Annotated in this window: 13 protein-coding genes and 4 pseudogenes; 10 read left to right on the forward strand and 7 right to left on the reverse strand. The window is 56.3% G+C overall.

The features are described 5' to 3' along the window. Window positions 1–564, forward strand: a pseudogene (locus HA41_RS21015) (hypothetical protein); the annotation flags it as partial. Window positions 565–611: 47 nt separating this feature from the next. Here HA41_RS21015 and HA41_RS21440 read toward each other — a convergent pair. Further along, window positions 612–807 (reverse strand): annotated as a pseudogene (locus HA41_RS21440) (integrase); the annotation flags it as partial. 10 nt (window positions 808–817) lie between these two features. On the opposite strand from HA41_RS21440, the pseudogene HA41_RS21720 reads away from it, so the two are divergent. Both HA41_RS21720 and HA41_RS14260 read left to right on the forward strand, forming a co-directional pair. Next, window positions 818–996 (forward strand): annotated as a pseudogene (locus tag HA41_RS21720) (site-specific DNA-methyltransferase); the annotation flags it as partial. 115 nt (window positions 997–1,111) lie between these two features. Beyond that, a complete protein-coding gene (locus tag HA41_RS14260; RefSeq protein WP_279627065.1) occupies window positions 1,112–1,243 on the forward strand; it encodes a putative holin in 132 nt (43 codons plus the stop codon). Here HA41_RS14260 and HA41_RS14265 read toward each other — a convergent pair. Further along, window positions 1,227–1,484, reverse strand: a complete 258-nt coding sequence (locus tag HA41_RS14265) for a hypothetical protein (RefSeq protein ID WP_094121328.1) — start codon at window positions 1,482–1,484, stop codon at window positions 1,227–1,229. The genes HA41_RS14260 and HA41_RS14265 overlap by 17 nt on opposite strands. A gap of 368 nt (window positions 1,485–1,852) precedes the next feature. Between HA41_RS14265 and HA41_RS14270 the strand changes: the two genes are divergently transcribed. After that, window positions 1,853–2,725, forward strand: a complete 873-nt coding sequence (locus HA41_RS14270) for a type 1 periplasmic-binding domain-containing protein (RefSeq protein ID WP_094121329.1) — start codon at window positions 1,853–1,855, stop codon at window positions 2,723–2,725. A gap of 61 nt (window positions 2,726–2,786) precedes the next feature. Here the strand turns inward: HA41_RS14270 and HA41_RS21105 are convergent, their stop codons facing one another. Next, complete coding sequence (locus HA41_RS21105; RefSeq protein ID WP_167373382.1) at window positions 2,787–2,957, reverse strand: hypothetical protein; 171 nt, start codon at window positions 2,955–2,957, stop codon at window positions 2,787–2,789. A gap of 192 nt (window positions 2,958–3,149) precedes the next feature. Here HA41_RS21105 and HA41_RS14275 point away from each other — a divergent pair, with 192 nt between their 5' ends. Next, a complete protein-coding gene (locus tag HA41_RS14275; protein ID WP_094121330.1) occupies window positions 3,150–3,347 on the forward strand; it encodes a DUF6404 family protein in 198 nt (65 codons plus the stop codon). Window positions 3,348–3,398: 51 nt separating this feature from the next. Here HA41_RS14275 and HA41_RS14280 read toward each other — a convergent pair whose 3' ends face one another. The 4 genes from HA41_RS14280 to HA41_RS14295 all read right to left on the reverse strand — a co-directional run bounded on the left by HA41_RS14280 (window position 3,399) and on the right by HA41_RS14295 (window position 6,980). Further along, entirely contained in the window at window positions 3,399–4,904 is a 1,506-nt protein-coding gene (locus HA41_RS14280; RefSeq protein ID WP_094121331.1) for a SulP family inorganic anion transporter, read from the reverse strand. Between the two features lie 139 nt (window positions 4,905–5,043). Beyond that, complete coding sequence (locus HA41_RS14285) at window positions 5,044–5,310, reverse strand: biofilm/acid-resistance regulator YmgB/AriR (protein WP_094121332.1); 267 nt, start codon at window positions 5,308–5,310, stop codon at window positions 5,044–5,046. A 372-nt stretch (window positions 5,311–5,682) separates the two neighbouring features. Continuing rightward, the gene (locus HA41_RS14290) at window positions 5,683–6,090 is read right to left on the reverse strand and encodes a DUF2000 domain-containing protein (RefSeq protein WP_094121333.1); all 408 of its coding nucleotides are present in this window, start codon (window positions 6,088–6,090) and stop codon (window positions 5,683–5,685) included. A 41-nt stretch (window positions 6,091–6,131) separates the two neighbouring features. Then, the gene (locus HA41_RS14295; protein WP_094121334.1) at window positions 6,132–6,980 is read right to left on the reverse strand and encodes an AraC family transcriptional regulator; all 849 of its coding nucleotides are present in this window, start codon (window positions 6,978–6,980) and stop codon (window positions 6,132–6,134) included. 145 nt (window positions 6,981–7,125) lie between these two features. Here HA41_RS14295 and HA41_RS14300 point away from each other — a divergent pair, with 145 nt between their 5' ends. The 5 genes and pseudogenes from HA41_RS14300 to HA41_RS14320 all read left to right on the forward strand — a co-directional run bounded on the left by HA41_RS14300 (window position 7,126) and on the right by HA41_RS14320 (window position 14,147). Then, window positions 7,126–7,557, forward strand: a complete 432-nt coding sequence (locus HA41_RS14300; RefSeq protein ID WP_094121335.1) for a MarR family winged helix-turn-helix transcriptional regulator — start codon at window positions 7,126–7,128, stop codon at window positions 7,555–7,557. Between the two features lie 2 nt (window positions 7,558–7,559). Then, complete coding sequence (locus HA41_RS14305; protein WP_094121336.1) at window positions 7,560–9,245, forward strand: MFS transporter; 1,686 nt, start codon at window positions 7,560–7,562, stop codon at window positions 9,243–9,245. Beyond that, window positions 9,242–10,336: an HlyD family secretion protein gene (locus tag HA41_RS14310; RefSeq protein ID WP_094121337.1), complete on the forward strand. Its 1,095-nt coding sequence runs from the start codon at window positions 9,242–9,244 to the stop codon at window positions 10,334–10,336. Before HA41_RS14305 ends, HA41_RS14310 begins: the two co-directional genes overlap by 4 nt. Further along, a complete protein-coding gene (locus HA41_RS14315; RefSeq protein ID WP_143807335.1) occupies window positions 10,333–11,730 on the forward strand; it encodes an efflux transporter outer membrane subunit in 1,398 nt (465 codons plus the stop codon). Before HA41_RS14310 ends, HA41_RS14315 begins: the two co-directional genes overlap by 4 nt. 192 nt (window positions 11,731–11,922) lie before the next feature. Then, a pseudogene (locus HA41_RS14320) lies at window positions 11,923–14,147 on the forward strand (TonB-dependent receptor). Window positions 14,148–14,261 lie beyond the last annotated feature (114 nt).

The following is a 14,261-nucleotide window of genomic DNA, read 5'->3' on the forward strand; positions in this document are numbered from 1 at the left end:
GCATACAATGCAGCTTTGACTGCGGCTAAATATGCTGCCGCTAATTCCGCTCAGCCCACTGCTAATCCGTCAGCAACCGCTCAGCCCACGGCTAATCCATCAGCAACCGCTCATCCTGACTATTCTGTTGATGCTTCAAACGCTAAGTTTCAAGCGCTGACAGCAATCAAAGAACAGAAAATACAGGCTTATCAGGCAGCGCAGGTAGCACAACGCTATAACGCGGTTAATAACGTTGCTTCCGGCTCAATCAATGTAGCTGCTTCCAGCTTGCACCCAGATACGCCGGTTAGCGTATCGTTCAATGGCATCACTCAGACAACTACAGCGGGTGAACTGGCTGCTCAAAATCCGACTATTCAGGTAGCTGTTCCTCATGTTCAGGCGATCATTAATAGCCCCATAGTGAAAGGTGGTCAGGATCGTAACGGCAAACATAGCGGCACTATGGGACATGATGGTAGGGGGCAAGATAAAGCACATTCACATGCTTTCGGCGGCCATGGCTATGGCGCTGATAACAGCCGTTCTGAAGGTTTCGGCGGTCACTCTCATTTTCACTGATGGGTGAATCGTAGATTTGTTATTGTTCAACAGTAACGAGAAAAAAACACCAATACACGCCCATAGCCCCAGCGGTACATACGAGACATTAACGCCTCTTCGCGGTTGGCCTGCACATGACTTTTCAACCCGCGTTTGTCCATGTACTTCCTGATATGCTCAGGTCTGATTGCATCGCTGGGCATGACACCAGATACCGCTAAAACATTTGGACTACTTCAGCTGGTCCTTCTGTGTTATACGCATCCATTCGAACAGGGTGTCACACGGGTTCAGCGGCAGTCAGTGGCAACTACCCAGCGAGGCTGATTACCTGAAGCTGCAGGCGCTGTTTACTGAGATAACAATTACACGCCATTAATAGCCGCTCCGCACCACCAACAGGTGGACACGCTGAACCGTAAACATCTGGCGCTGCAAGCGGAGTTGTAATCCCTGCGCAAGTTTCACTCGCCTGGATCGCAGTGCAGGAGATGGCATGCCTGTAGTCGAACAGCGCATATAAGAGGCAGGAACCGTTGCTGGCTGAGGGATTAATGCGTCTGCAATTGCGGGATTTATGACGTGTGTCGATTATTCGCTAGCGTTTGGCGCGTTTTCAGGTTCGATATTTTTTGTCGTTGATGCCAGCAATCTGACGCGCAAACAGACGTTTATCCCTTTCAGGCACGGGAACTGAACACCACCCGCTCGTCATTGTTACTGATCAGATAGAGTCGCTGCGCTTCGCCGCTGGAAGAGACAAAGGTAACTTCCTGCCCGATACTGACTGCATCAAACGTCTCTGTCGGCTGTAGCTGCTTTTGGATCTCCAGCACCATACGCGATTTAAACGGTTTTTCATTGACGGTATCAATATGGTAACTGGCGGTGAACGTCAGCTCGGGATGATCAATAATATAGAATTGTCCTGATGGCATGAAATTTACCCCTTCGCTTGATACAGTTAGCTGCGCCGGTATAGTCTTCCCGACAGGCTGGGATAGTAAGGCTAGCTGAATAATCAATTATTAAAAGCCTCAGTAAATAATTTTTACTGCTTACACGTTTTATAAATTAGTCGCCGCTTACGCTTATGCAATTATTGGCGAGCACTCCGGTCGATTCCGCCTGAGTGCGGAATGACATGTCGCCAGGCTAACCCCGATCCCTCTGGTCGCGGCATGAACATTACATTATTTTTCACGCATTTTTGCGGCGTGCGTCTGACTTTGTAACTTGTTGAAAGTCAGCTATTTCCAGTATGGTAAAGATTATTGTTCTCCGTCGCAGAAAAGACAGGACACTGATGATGACGCTTTCCCCTGCCCGACAGCCGGCACCCGCATTTCCGATGATGATTGGCGTAGTCGCCAGCCCGTTACTCACTCCCTGTCACCAGAAAATACTCAATGAACTGACGCGCCAGCTCAACGCGCGCGGCGCGCTGATGCTGCTTTTACCCGCTGACACCGAACAGACGCTGGCGGCACAGTTAAAGCAGGCTGCACCACTGGGGCTGCGCGGTTTACTGGTATTGTCTGATGGAATAAATGACAGGCAATACGATCATGCTCTTGCGGCTAGCTTGCTGCCGGTGATTCGGCCAGATGCTGAGCAGGACGTACAGCACGATGCCCGGCTGGCAGGCGAGGAGATAGGGTGTTTGTTGCTGGCTGAGGGGCACCAGCGTTTTGGCTCTCTGCAGAGCCTGGCAGGCATTTCGTCGCAAATGCAGGGTTATCACGCCAGCCTGATGGCGGCGAACCACACCCTTGCGGTCGAACTGGTGGCAGACGGCAGCGATCGCGAACAGGCTTATCAGGCTGTGACCCGTTATCTGAAACAGACCCGCGCGGCCGAGCGCATTCAGGCGCTTTTCTGCGAAAGTGATTTACTGGCATTTGGTGCCATGCAGGCGATCCGTGATTTTGGTCAGGGTGTGCACATTGCGGTGGCGGGATTTGGCGATGTTGATGAAGCGCGTTCCTCAACCTGGCATCTGACCACCTGGGCCGACAACATCGGCTGGCGCATTAACCACGCGCTGAATCGTCTGCTCGGAACAGTGGCAGTTGAACATAAAGAGGGGCGTGAAGGGGCGTTAAAGATTCGCCACTCCCATTTCGGCAAACAGCGACCGGGCGAAATGTCTGAGTGCGGATGTGCCCATCGGCATTAGATCGCCCGGCGTCTGAAGCATCGCGCACCGGGCGGGATAACCTGCCCTCAGTGGCACCGGCTCAGGATTGCGGCTGACCAACCGGCCCACTGCCTCCAGGCGCACCGACCGGCTGCTGACCGCCTGGTGGTGATGGCGGCGGTGGCGCATCGCTACCCGGCGACTGAGGCGCGCAGGCGGAAAGGGTTGTGATAATGGCAAAAGCTGACAGCAATAAAACGCAACGTTTCATTAAAAGATCCTGAAAGTTCAGACGGTGCATTCAGTATAGAAAAGCGGCCGGGAATCACCTGGTTCACCACGCTGCGCCCGCCAAAGCGAAAACAGAGGCCGTTTATTTGAGGCGCCTCTCAACTCAGGTGTGACAACAATGCGTTTTGTGCCGAACACCGCTAAGGTAGCGCATCATTAAAGAGGAGTGGTTATGAATGGCATCGTGAAGTTCATCCGCGGCTGGCTGGTGTTCTCTGTTCTGTGGGGCGTGTTCATGTGGTTTATGTCATGGCAGCAGCAGGGCAAAGAGCCAGGATTGGCTATTCTGATGAGTCTCTACGCCGGTCTGATCTATCAGGCGCTGGTGACGATGGTGGCTCGCTACAAAGCGCGTCGGCAACAGGCCTGAATCCGATCGGCTGTCTGTCAGGCAGCCGATCGATCAGGGCCAACCGCAAGGCTAACCGAAATTACCGGTCAACCGGCGGTGGAAGTCAGTGCTACGGTTATCCAGTCCCACAATCGTGACCTGTGTGCCATAGCGCTGATAGCGATACTCAATACCATCCAGTGCCGCCACGCTGGACGCATCCCAGATTTGCGCATGGGTTAAATCGATAATCACATTCTTCGGATCGTGGGCATAATCGAAATGCTCAAACAGATCGTTGCTGCTGGCAAAAAACAGTGGTCCCCGTACCGTATAGCGTACCGACTCGCCATCTTCACTCAGTTCACGCTCCGCGTGAATGACATGCGCAATACGGCGAGCAAAAAGCATCATCGCGACAATCACTCCGGCCAGCACGCCCAGCGCCAGATTACCGGTCCAGACCGTCACCACCACCGTTAACACCATAATCAGCGTTTCCGACCAGGGCATACGTTTCAGGGTGGCCGGTTGCAGGCTATGCCAGTTAACGGTTTTCACCGCCACCACCATCATGATCCCCGCCAGCACCACCATAGGGATTTGCGCCATAATCTGGCTCAGGCCGGTAACCAGCAGCAACAGCACCAGTCCGGCAGCAACCGTCGAGACCCGACTGCGCGCCCGGCCAAGCTCCACGTTGACGATGGTCTGTCCAATCATTGCGCAACCGGCGATGCCACCATAAAAACCGGCAAAAATATTGGCGATACCCAGTCCCCAGGATTCCCGACGTTTACTGGAAGGCGTATCGGTCAGGTCATCAACCAGCTTGGCAGTCAGCAGCGATTCCATCAGTCCGACAAAGGCGATACTCAGCGCGGTAGGCCAGATAATCTGCAGGGTTTGCAGATTCAGCGGCACCAGCAGGCTGTTAAAACCGGGCAGGCCGGGGCTCATTGGCCCTTCATCACCGACGTTCGGCATCCGGTAGCCCATCAGCAGGGCAACGGCGGTCACCACAACAATGGCGACCAGCGGTGAGGGGACGCTTTTCACCAGACGTGGCAGCAGCAGCACAATGGCCAGCGTCACGGCAAAGAAGATCCATACCAGCGATGATTGTCCCCAGACGTGAGGAACCTGAGCAAAGAAAATCAGCACGCCCAGCGCATTCACAAATCCCAGCATTACCGAGCGTGGAATATAGCGCATCATACGTGCCAGTCCGGCCACTCCAAACAGGATCTGAATCACGCCGCCCATCACCACCGCCGGCAAAATATATTCAACCCCATGCAGATGCACCATCGGGCCGATTACCAGCGCCACCGAACCGGCGGCAGCGGTGACCATCGCCGGGCGTCCGCCGAGAATCGACAGGATCAGACAGAGTACCACTGAGGCGACCAGGCTGACTTTCGGGTCAACGCCAGCAATAACGGAAAAGGAGATCACTTCAGGGATCAGGGCCAGCGCGGTGATCACACCGGCCAGGCATTCGCGGGTCAGCAGTGCCGGTGAGCGCAGTACGCGGCCGACACTGATATCACTCGCTACAACAGAGGTTGCAGCGACATCATTTGTTTGCGTCATAAAAGGTTGCAGGCTCTTTTTTGTTTTGCTCTCGCGCGAAGGGCGAGAAAGTCAGGATAAACGGTGAGAGGCAGATGTTACCGGGCGAAGGGCGAAGATACCAGAAAAAGGCAGAGTGACTCCCTCCATGGAGTCGGGACTACAGCGAAAAATCATCCGGGGTTTTGTGAACCACCAGCTCCAGCAGCTGCCGGTATATTTCCAGCGATTCGCGGTCGCTTTCCAGCTCCAGACGATGAATCAATTTCGAAATGATCGCTTTGTTACTCACGGGCATGCCGGACTGCAGGATCTCAGCGACCAGTAAACCCAGCATCTCCATATCACTGGCCGGTTTATTGGCGGCAGCATTAAAGTAGTCGGCAATCTCTTTATCGGTTTTAGGAACGATGTTCTGGTTTTGCATGTGTCAGCCCTTCAAAACAGCCCGATTCCGTTTCGGATGTCAGGACAAAAAAGACATTAAAAAAGCCCCCGCATGGACAGATGCGAAGGAACCCAACGTCATAAATAACCAAAAAATAACCTCTGAAGGTGGAAATCCACTGACACCTTCAGAGGCGACGCACGTGCATCATTCGTTACAGAGTCGCAAGACAACTCGTGGGGATAAAGTTATACAATCAATTCCGATCTGTACAATCGGATTCTTAAACATTATGTGCTATATGAAGGCTAACAGCGGGTTATAAGGAATATTCCGAGGAAAAAGCTGTACAGAAAATCTGTACAGCCTAAAAAAGAGACAGAAAAACGCGATCGGCTTTCCGCGCCAGGCTTAGCTGAACAGGGCTAAGTTTGCGGTCAGTTTGCGCAGCGCCTTTTTCTCACCGACAACCGCGACGCCCAGCAAGCGCCACTGCTGGCGTGGCTGCTGCCGCATCGCAACACTCAGCGCCTGATAGTCAGTGGTGGACTGACCCTCTTCCGGAAACAGCACCATATCGCAGCCGGTCAGTTCGCCCTTTTCCCGCAACAGGCTGAGCTGTTCGGGCGTGGCCGCCAGTACCGGGATACCGACCGGAATCAGGCCGGGGCAGGGATGGGCGCTGGCGTCTTCCAGCGCGTCACCCACCAGGGCCGGATGGCGCTGGCCAAGCGTTAACGCCATCACCGCAGCGGCATTGGTCGCTTTGCCCGGCGGCAAACTGGCATTTAAAATCATCACACAATGTAAATCCTGCATCACGCTTCTCCTGACTAAAAAAGCGCATTGTGGCAAGCCGGTTACGTCAGGTCTGGAAGATTTGTGCAGATGCGTTGATAACGCGCCGGGCTGAGCTGGCAGGCACGTTTGAACCAGCGGCCCAGATGACTCTGATCGGCAAAGCCCAGCGCCGCCGCCACATCGGCCACCGGCTGGCCCTCCGCCAGACGCCGTCGCGCCCGGCTCAGCCGCCACTGCACCAGCCACGCGTGTGGCGGTAAACCCCAGTGGGCCTGGAAGAGTCGCGACAGGCGGAAGCGATCGATGTTCAGACTCTGTGCCATCTGTTGTAAGCCCGGATTCTCCGCATGGTGGGCAATCAGCCAGTCGCGCGCCAGCAGTGCCAGTCGCCCATCACCTGGGCAGTCTGCTTCGGGTAATCGCCATAGCCGGTGTTGCGTCAGCTGACCAAACAGCCGGTCGAGCGCCGCGTCTTTAATCAGAGCAGGATGATCGTGCCACAGCGCGTCGAAGGCGTGCCACACCGCATAAGCCAGCGGCAGATCGTCACGCAGGGTGGCGGCGAAGCTCAATTCGCGCTGTTCCGGCCCTTCAGCCAGCAGCGGAGTGAGCTGCTGCTGCACCTGCAGCGGTGAAAGGTAGAGCATGCGATAGGTGAAGCCCTGCGGGTTAATGGCGTCACCATCATGCAATTCTTCCGGCTCCAGCATAAACACCGTACCGGGTCGGCTTTGATGCTGTTTGCGTCGCGAATGAAACTGCTGTACACCTTGCTCTGTCACGCCAATCAGATAACTGTCATGCCAGTGCGGATCGTAAGCATGCCCGGTAAAATGGGCGCGAAGCGACTCAATGCCGCTGGCAGCGTCACGGCGCAAATCCACCCAGTTTTTCGCAGCTGTTATCATGGTGTAGCACTCCCGGTTGCGGCCTCTGGACATTCTGCCGCGATCCACTAATTTTTAACAGATCGAGCGCTTTTCAATCGCGTTTTGCTTTGCGTATAATAACGCTTCCATTTAATTAGATGTCTGACTATTAGGTTGCTAACATTTGTCTTCGCACACTCGTACTTTTACCCATTTACTGCATCTTACCGCGCATGCCTGGCGGCTGGCCGTTGACCGTCATCTGAAAGACAGCGGTCTGAGCATGAGCAGCTGGATGGCGATTGGTCTGATTGCCAGCGAACCCGAACGGCTGACCCAGACCGAACTGGCGCAGCTGCTGGGTCTGGAAGATGCCAGCATGGTGCCGCTGGTGGATCGATTGGTAAAACAGTCGCTGCTGTCGCGGGTGCAGCCGCCGGAAGATCGACGTAAGCGTCACCTGGTGCTGACTGAAAAAGGCAATCAGGCGTTTGCCAAAGTGAAAACCGAGGCGGATGCGCTGCGCAGCGAAATGCTGGCGGATATTGATCCGCAGGATCTGGCCGTCACCGAACGGGTGCTGCAGCAGTTGCTGACGCGAATGGGAAACATGTAAAGGTGGCGAAGCGCAATCCCTACGCCGCGCGTGAATGGTTACCGCATGAAAAACCGATGCTGCCGGGGTCGCCTTCGACCCCGCTGCATCCGCTGCCAAAGCGGGTAGCGTTTGGCCTGATAGGCCTGTTGATCTCGCTAACCGGCGCGCTGAGTAATGCACTGGTGACCGCCAATCTGATTAACCTGCAGGGCACCTTCGGCGCCTATTCTAACGAGATTGCCTGGCTGCCCGCGGTCTACGTGATGGGCAATATCTCCATCAACCTGCTGCTGGTGAAGTTCCGACAGCAGTTTGGCCTGCGCGCCTTTACCGAAGCGTTTCTGGTGCTCTATGTGCTGGTGGCCTTTTTTCATCTGTTCGCCAACGATCTCAGTTCGGCGATCATCGTGCGTACCGCACACGGTATGGTGGCGGCGGCGCTCAGCTCACTGGGTATCTATTATCAGGTGCAGGCCTGGCCTGCGAAGCATCGACTGAAAGCGCTGGTGATCGGTCTGACGGTATCGCAACTGGCGATCCCGCTGGCCCGACTTTTCTCTTCGGAACTGCTGCAACTCAATGAGTGGCGCGGACTCTATCTGTTTGAACTGGGCCTGGCGCTGATTGCGCTGGGCGGCGTTCTGCTGATTAAGTTACCGCCAGGCGATCGGATCAAAACCTTTGAAAAAATGGATTTCGTCACCTTTATGCTGCTGGCACCGGGCATGGCGCTGCTGTGTGGCGTGCTGTCACTGGGCCGGATTGAGTGGTGGTTCACCACGCCGTGGCTGGGTATTTGTACCGCCATTGCATTAACGCTGATCGTTACCGCCATTGTAATTGAGCATAACCGGCGCAATCCGCTGATCAACACCCGCTGGCTGAGTAGCGGCATGATGGTGCGTCTTGGCATTGTGATGATCATGATCCGCATCGTGCTGGCGGAGCAGAACACCGGCGCGGTCGGTTTTTTACAGCAAATAGGCCTGCAGAACGATCAGATGCGCGGACTGGCGCTGGCGATCATTGCTGGCGTAATTGTCGGCATTGCCGCCAGTGCGCTCACCATCAAGCCCAACCATCTTAACTGGCCAATCGTCACCTCGCTGGTGGTGATGATTATCGCCTCGCTAATGGATGCGCACTCCAGCCCGCTGACCCGCGCTAACAATATGTACTTCAGCCAGTTCCTGCTGGGCTTCAGCAGCGCTTTTTTCATGGCGCCGGCGATGCTGATGGGGATCGGCAGTGTGGTGACGCAGCCTAAGAACCTGGTGAGTTTCGTGGTGCTGTTCGGGATGAGCCAGAACCTGGGCGGGCTGATTGGTTCGGCGATCCTCGGGACGTTTCAGACCTGGCGGGAAAAATATCACTCCAGTCTGCTCAGCGATCAACTTTCGCTGCTGGACCCTAACGTCAATCAACGTCTCAGCCAGTACAATGCACTGTTTAACAGCCTGGTCGGCGATAACGTTCTGCTCGGTGCGCAGAGCAGCAGCCAGCTGCAAACCGTGGCGACATTACAGGCCAACGTACTGGCGTACAACGATACTTATCTGTTAACGGCCGCGCTGGCTCTGATTACCCTGATGTGGGTGATCTGGCGTCTAACGCGTCGGCGTTATCTCGACTGGCGGCAGGCACAATTTAACCTGCGGGAGCAGCAACAGCTGGCCGAATTACAGCAATCAACGGAGAAACAATGAGTCAGCAGGACGAACTTCAGGCGGCAGAACGCGATCGTGCGAATCGTCGCCGTATTCTTTCGATTGCCGCCGGCAGTGGCATTGTGGTGATTGGCGTATTAGTCATTCTCTACGCCTGGCAACTCTGGCCTTTTACCAGCGCAGTGCAAAGCACCGAAAATGCCTATGTTCGCGGGCAGGTGACCTTTATCAGTCCGCAGGTCAGTGGTTACCTGACGTCGGTTGAGGTGATCGATCTGCAGCCGGTGAAAAAGGGTCAGTTGCTGATGACCATTGACGATCGTATCTACCGTCAGCGCGTTCATCAGGCGCAGGCGCAGCTGGCGATGAAGGAAGCCGCGCTGAGCAATAATCTGCAGCAGCGACGCAGTGCTCAGGCGACGATTGAGAGTAATAAAGCGGTGCTGGAGAATGCCAAAGCGCAGGCGCTGAAAAGCGGCTTTGATCTGAAGCGGGTCGAAAATCTCGCCGCCGACGGTTCGTTGTCGGTGCGCGAACGGGATGCGGCGCGTGCGGCAAATGCCCAGGCGCAGGCACAGGTGCGTCAGGCTGCGGCGCAAATCGCCGTGGCAGAGCAAAATCTGCAAACGGTGATCGTTAACCGCGCCTCGCTGGAAGGCGACGTTGCCAGTGCGAAAGCGGCACTGGAACTGGCGGAGATCGATCTGGCGAATACCCGGATTACCGCGCCGGATGACGGTCAGCTTGGTCAGTTGTCGGTGCGAACCGGCGCTTATGTCACCGCCGGGACGCGGCTGACCTCGGTAGTGCCGAACCGCAAATGGATCATTGCCAACCTGAAAGAGACGCAACTGGCGCGAATCCGGCCCGGTCTGCCTGTGACCATCCGGGTTGATGCGCTGGATGGCAAACGCTTTACCGGCCAGGTTGAATTTATTTCGCCTGCCGCCGGATCGGAGTTCAGCGCCATTTCGCCCGATAACGCCACCGGTAACTTTGTCAAAATTGCCCAGCGTATTCCGGTTCGCATTCGAATCGATGATGGCGATATGCAGCAACTGCGTCCTGGCATGTCGGTGGAGGTGAGTATTGACACGGCGGCACAGCCGGCAGGTGAGGGCGCGCCATGATCGACCGCCGTTTACTGATTGCTGCCCTGGCGCTGGCGCTGTCAGGGTGCGCCACCGAAGTGGAAAAAGCGCCATCATCACTGCCGATACCTGCAGCATGGCGCGACCAGGTTGGCCCCAACGCCGCCCCGGAAGCCGGATGGTGGCGCGCCTTCGGCGATGAGCATCTCAACCGGCTGGTGGCGCAGGCACTGCGCAACAATCCCGATATTCTGACCGCGCGTTCGCGGGTCGATCAGTATCGCGCCCAGCTGCGTGCGGCGCAGGGCGACAATTTCCCGACCCTGAGTGCCGGCGCGGCGGCCACCCGCGAACGCACGCTCTCCTCTGTAACCGGTCAGCCCTATGAGACCGATGTTTTCCAGGGCCTGCTGCAGGCAAACTACGACGTTGACTTATGGGGTGCGCGCAGCAGTTCGATCGAGGCGTCACGAGCGTCGCTGGCGGCACAACAGGCTGCGGCCTCGGCAGCGGAACTGACCATCGCCAGTTCGGTCGCGACCGGCTACCTGAACCTCTGTGCGCTGGATGAACAGTTACGGGTTACCGAGGCGACACTGGCAACCCGTAATAATTCACTGATGCTGGCGAAGCGTCAGTTTGAAACCGGCTATACCTCGCGGCTGGAGTGGATGCAGGCCGCATCGGAGTATCAGTCAGCCAAAGCGCAGATACCGCAGCTCCGGCACCAGATCAGGCAGCAGGAGAATGCGCTGAGTATTCTGGTGGCGATGAATCCGCGCGAAATCGCCCGCCGCCAGCAGTTTGAGCAGATTTCACCACAGCATCTGCCGTCATTGCTGCCGTCACAGCTGCTTAACCGCCGCCCCGATATTGTTCAGGCGCAGCGACAGCTACTGGCCGCCGATGCCAGTCTGGCCTCCGCCAAAGCGCAGCTGCTGCCTGACCTCAACCTGACCGCCACCGGCACGTTACAGAGCTCGGTGCTGCATCAGCTGGCGGATAATCCGTTCCGCCTGTGGAGCGTCGGCGGCAGTATTCTGGCTCCGCTGCTCAACCGTGAAGCGCTGACCGCAGAAGTGGATGTCTCAATGGCAACGCGTAATCAGGCGCTCTACGGTTATGAGAAAGTGGTGCGTAACGCCTTCTCGGAAGTGAACGATGCGATGGACGCGATCCGGCAGGGTGAGGCGCAGCTGGCAGAGCTGCAGAAGCAGGAGCGCTATGTGGCTGAAGCGTTGCGCATCGCCAGCAACCGCTACCAGAACGGTTATGCCTCTTATCTTGATGAGCTGGATGCCCAGCGCACCCTGTTTACCACTCAGCTGAATCTGGTGACGGTGAAAAATAACCTGCTGCTGGCGCAGATCGATCTCTACCGCGCGCTGGGCGGTGGCTGGTCAGCGGGGAATGCAGCCTCATCCATTAATTAACATTTCAGCGACGTCTGACCGCCTGCCCATGCCGCTAAGGCATGGGCGTCCTTTCAATTCCGTCCTGCCCGATGTTCATTCAACCCCCCACTTCCCCGATCGGCAATTTTACTTGCAATTGAGCAGCGCCTGCGCATAATCGCAAACCGAAATAATAATGATTCTCAGTCTAATTCAATTCAGGGAACAACCATGCGCCAGCGCCTTTTCACCCCAGGATATAAACCGACACTACTGGCCATGCTGGTCAGTGCCGGATCTCTGCCCGTAATGGCGGCAACGCCTTCTCCCTCTGCAGCCGCGTCACCTGAGGCGGCGCTGACCGCCAGCCAGAGCGGGCAGACCATGACGGTCACCGCCACACCTGACGATAGCTTTAAGCCGGGCGGCGATCAGACAGTACCGGCTTATCTGGAAGGGCAGGTGGCCCACGGCGGCCGGCTGGGTATGCTGGGTGAGCAGAAGGCGATGGATGTGCCGTTTAACGTCATCGGCTTTACCGCAAAAATGATTGAGGACCAGCAGGCCAAAACCATTGCTGATGTGGTGCGCAATGATGCCGGGGTACAAAGCGTTAAAGGCTACGGTAATTTCGCCGAAAGCTACCGGATCCGTGGCTTCCTGCTGGATGGCGATGACATGACCTATGGCGGAATGCCGGGTGTGGTGCCGCGTCAGGTGATGGATGCCTCGCTGATTGAACGGGTTGAAATCTTCAAAGGCGCCAATAGCTTGCTGAATGGCGCGGCCAGCAGCGGCGTAGGCGGGATCATCAACCTGGAACCTAAACATGCCGGGGAGCTTCCGCAGGCACGGATAGGCGTTGATTACAGCTCCGATGCGCAGATCGGTACAACGGTAGATGCGGGACGCCGGTTTGGTGATAATGACCAGTTCGGCGTGCGGGTTAATGTGGTCCACCGTGAAGGGGAAACCGGCGTGGATGACGAGAAAAAGCGCACCACCGCCGCCTCAATCGGTCTGGACTATCGCGGTGACCGGTTACGCACCTCGCTGGATGTTGGCTACCAGAAAAAGACCTTCCACGACGGTTTGCAAGGCATCAACATCAGCGGCGTCGATTTCATTCCGGCAGTGCCATCCCATTCTCATAACTACAGCCAGAAATGGGTCTACAGTGACATGGAGTCGGAGTTTGGTATGGCCCGGGCGGAGTACGATCTCAGCGATAGCTGGACCGCCTATGCCGGTTTAGGTGCGCAGCACGCCCACGAAACCGGTAACTACGGGACGCCAAAACTGATCAACCGCGCGGGCGATGCCACCATCGGCACCTTTAGTACCAACCGCGTTCAGGACAACATGAGCGGTATGGTGGGGCTGCGCGGCAATTTCGATACCGGCTTTATTTCGCATAAGGTCAACGTCGGCTACTCGGCGCTGACCACCAATGCGAAGAATGCCTACGCCATGTCGCTGACCAATGCGAATACCAACATCTATAATACGGATGAGATTGCTGCACCGGCAGCCAACTTTGCCGGCGGCAAGTTCTCCGATCCACTTACCACCGCGCGGTCCCGTACGCAGGGCTATCTGCTGAGCGACACGCTGGGCCTGTTTGATGATTCGCTGTTGCTGACCGTGGGTGCGCGCCATCAGAAAGTCTGGGTGCGCAACTACAACTACAACAGCGGTGCGGAAGATACCGCTTCGCGCTACACCAATAGCCGCTGGATGCCGACTTATGGCCTGGTCTACAAGCCGTGGCAATCAATCTCTCTTTACGCTAATCATACCGAAGCGTTGCAGCCCGGCTCGGTGGCGCCGCGTAATGACTCGGTCGTCAATCCGGGGCCATCACCGGCATCGCCCATTCGAAACAGAATGAGATCGGAGTGAAGGGCGATTTTGGCCGGATCGGCGGCACGCTGTCGCTGTTTGAGATTAAAAAGCCGTCGGGGATGATTGATGCTAATGGTGTCTATGGCATGAACGGTGAGCAGCGCCATCGGGGCATTGAAACGAATCTGTTTGGCGAGCCGGTATTGGGCTTCCGCCTTAACGCCAGCGCCACCTGGCTGGACCCGGTGATGGAAAAAACGGCCGGTGGCACCTATGACGGTAATCAGGCGGTGGGAGTGCCGCGCGACACCTATACGCTGGGGGCCGAATATGACATCAAACCGCTGGAGGGGTTAACCGCCACCGCGCTGATGACCCATTCCGGTTCGCAGTGGGCTGATGCCACCAACAGTAAGAAGATCGACAGCTACACTACGCTGGATCTGGGGCTGCGTTACCGCACTCAGCTTAATCAGAATGAGATGGTCTGGCGCGTCGGGGTCGAAAACGTCACCAATGAAAAATACTGGGCTAACGTGGATGATACCGGCACCTATCTGTCCCAGGGCGACGGTCGCACGCTGAAAGTCGGCGTAACCTACGACTTCTGATCGGCCTGATCAGGGTGAAAACGGGGTGCTGCGCGCATTCCGTTTATTTTCCAGACAAAAGAACCGGACGCCACTCAGGCTTTCCTCTACACTGAAACGCGCTGCATAACCGGC

Source organism: Pantoea conspicua, from assembly GCF_002095315.1.
In the GTDB taxonomy this organism is placed as follows: domain Bacteria; phylum Pseudomonadota; class Gammaproteobacteria; order Enterobacterales; family Enterobacteriaceae; genus Pantoea; species Pantoea conspicua.

Excerpts from the sequence above, each read along its gene's own strand:
- HA41_RS14295 (WP_094121334.1), bottom strand. The coding sequence starts at position 6,980 with ATGATAACAGCTGCGAAAAACTGGGTGGATTTGCGCCGTGACGCTGCC.
- HA41_RS14290 (WP_094121333.1), bottom strand. The coding sequence starts at position 6,090 with ATGCAGGATTTACATTGTGTGATGATTTTAAATGCCAGTTTGCCGCCG.
- HA41_RS14285 (WP_094121332.1), bottom strand. The coding sequence starts at position 5,310 with ATGCAAAACCAGAACATCGTTCCTAAAACCGATAAAGAGATTGCCGAC.
- HA41_RS14280 (WP_094121331.1), bottom strand. The coding sequence starts at position 4,904 with ATGACGCAAACAAATGATGTCGCTGCAACCTCTGTTGTAGCGAGTGAT.
- HA41_RS21105 (WP_167373382.1), bottom strand. The coding sequence starts at position 2,957 with ATGAAACGTTGCGTTTTATTGCTGTCAGCTTTTGCCATTATCACAACC.
- HA41_RS14275 (WP_094121330.1), top strand. The coding sequence starts at position 3,150 with ATGAATGGCATCGTGAAGTTCATCCGCGGCTGGCTGGTGTTCTCTGTT.
- HA41_RS14310 (WP_094121337.1), top strand. The coding sequence starts at position 9,242 with ATGAGTCAGCAGGACGAACTTCAGGCGGCAGAACGCGATCGTGCGAAT.
- HA41_RS14265 (WP_094121328.1), bottom strand. The coding sequence starts at position 1,484 with ATGCCATCAGGACAATTCTATATTATTGATCATCCCGAGCTGACGTTC.
- HA41_RS14315 (WP_143807335.1), top strand. The coding sequence starts at position 10,333 with ATGATCGACCGCCGTTTACTGATTGCTGCCCTGGCGCTGGCGCTGTCA.
- HA41_RS14270 (WP_094121329.1), top strand. The coding sequence starts at position 1,853 with ATGATGACGCTTTCCCCTGCCCGACAGCCGGCACCCGCATTTCCGATG.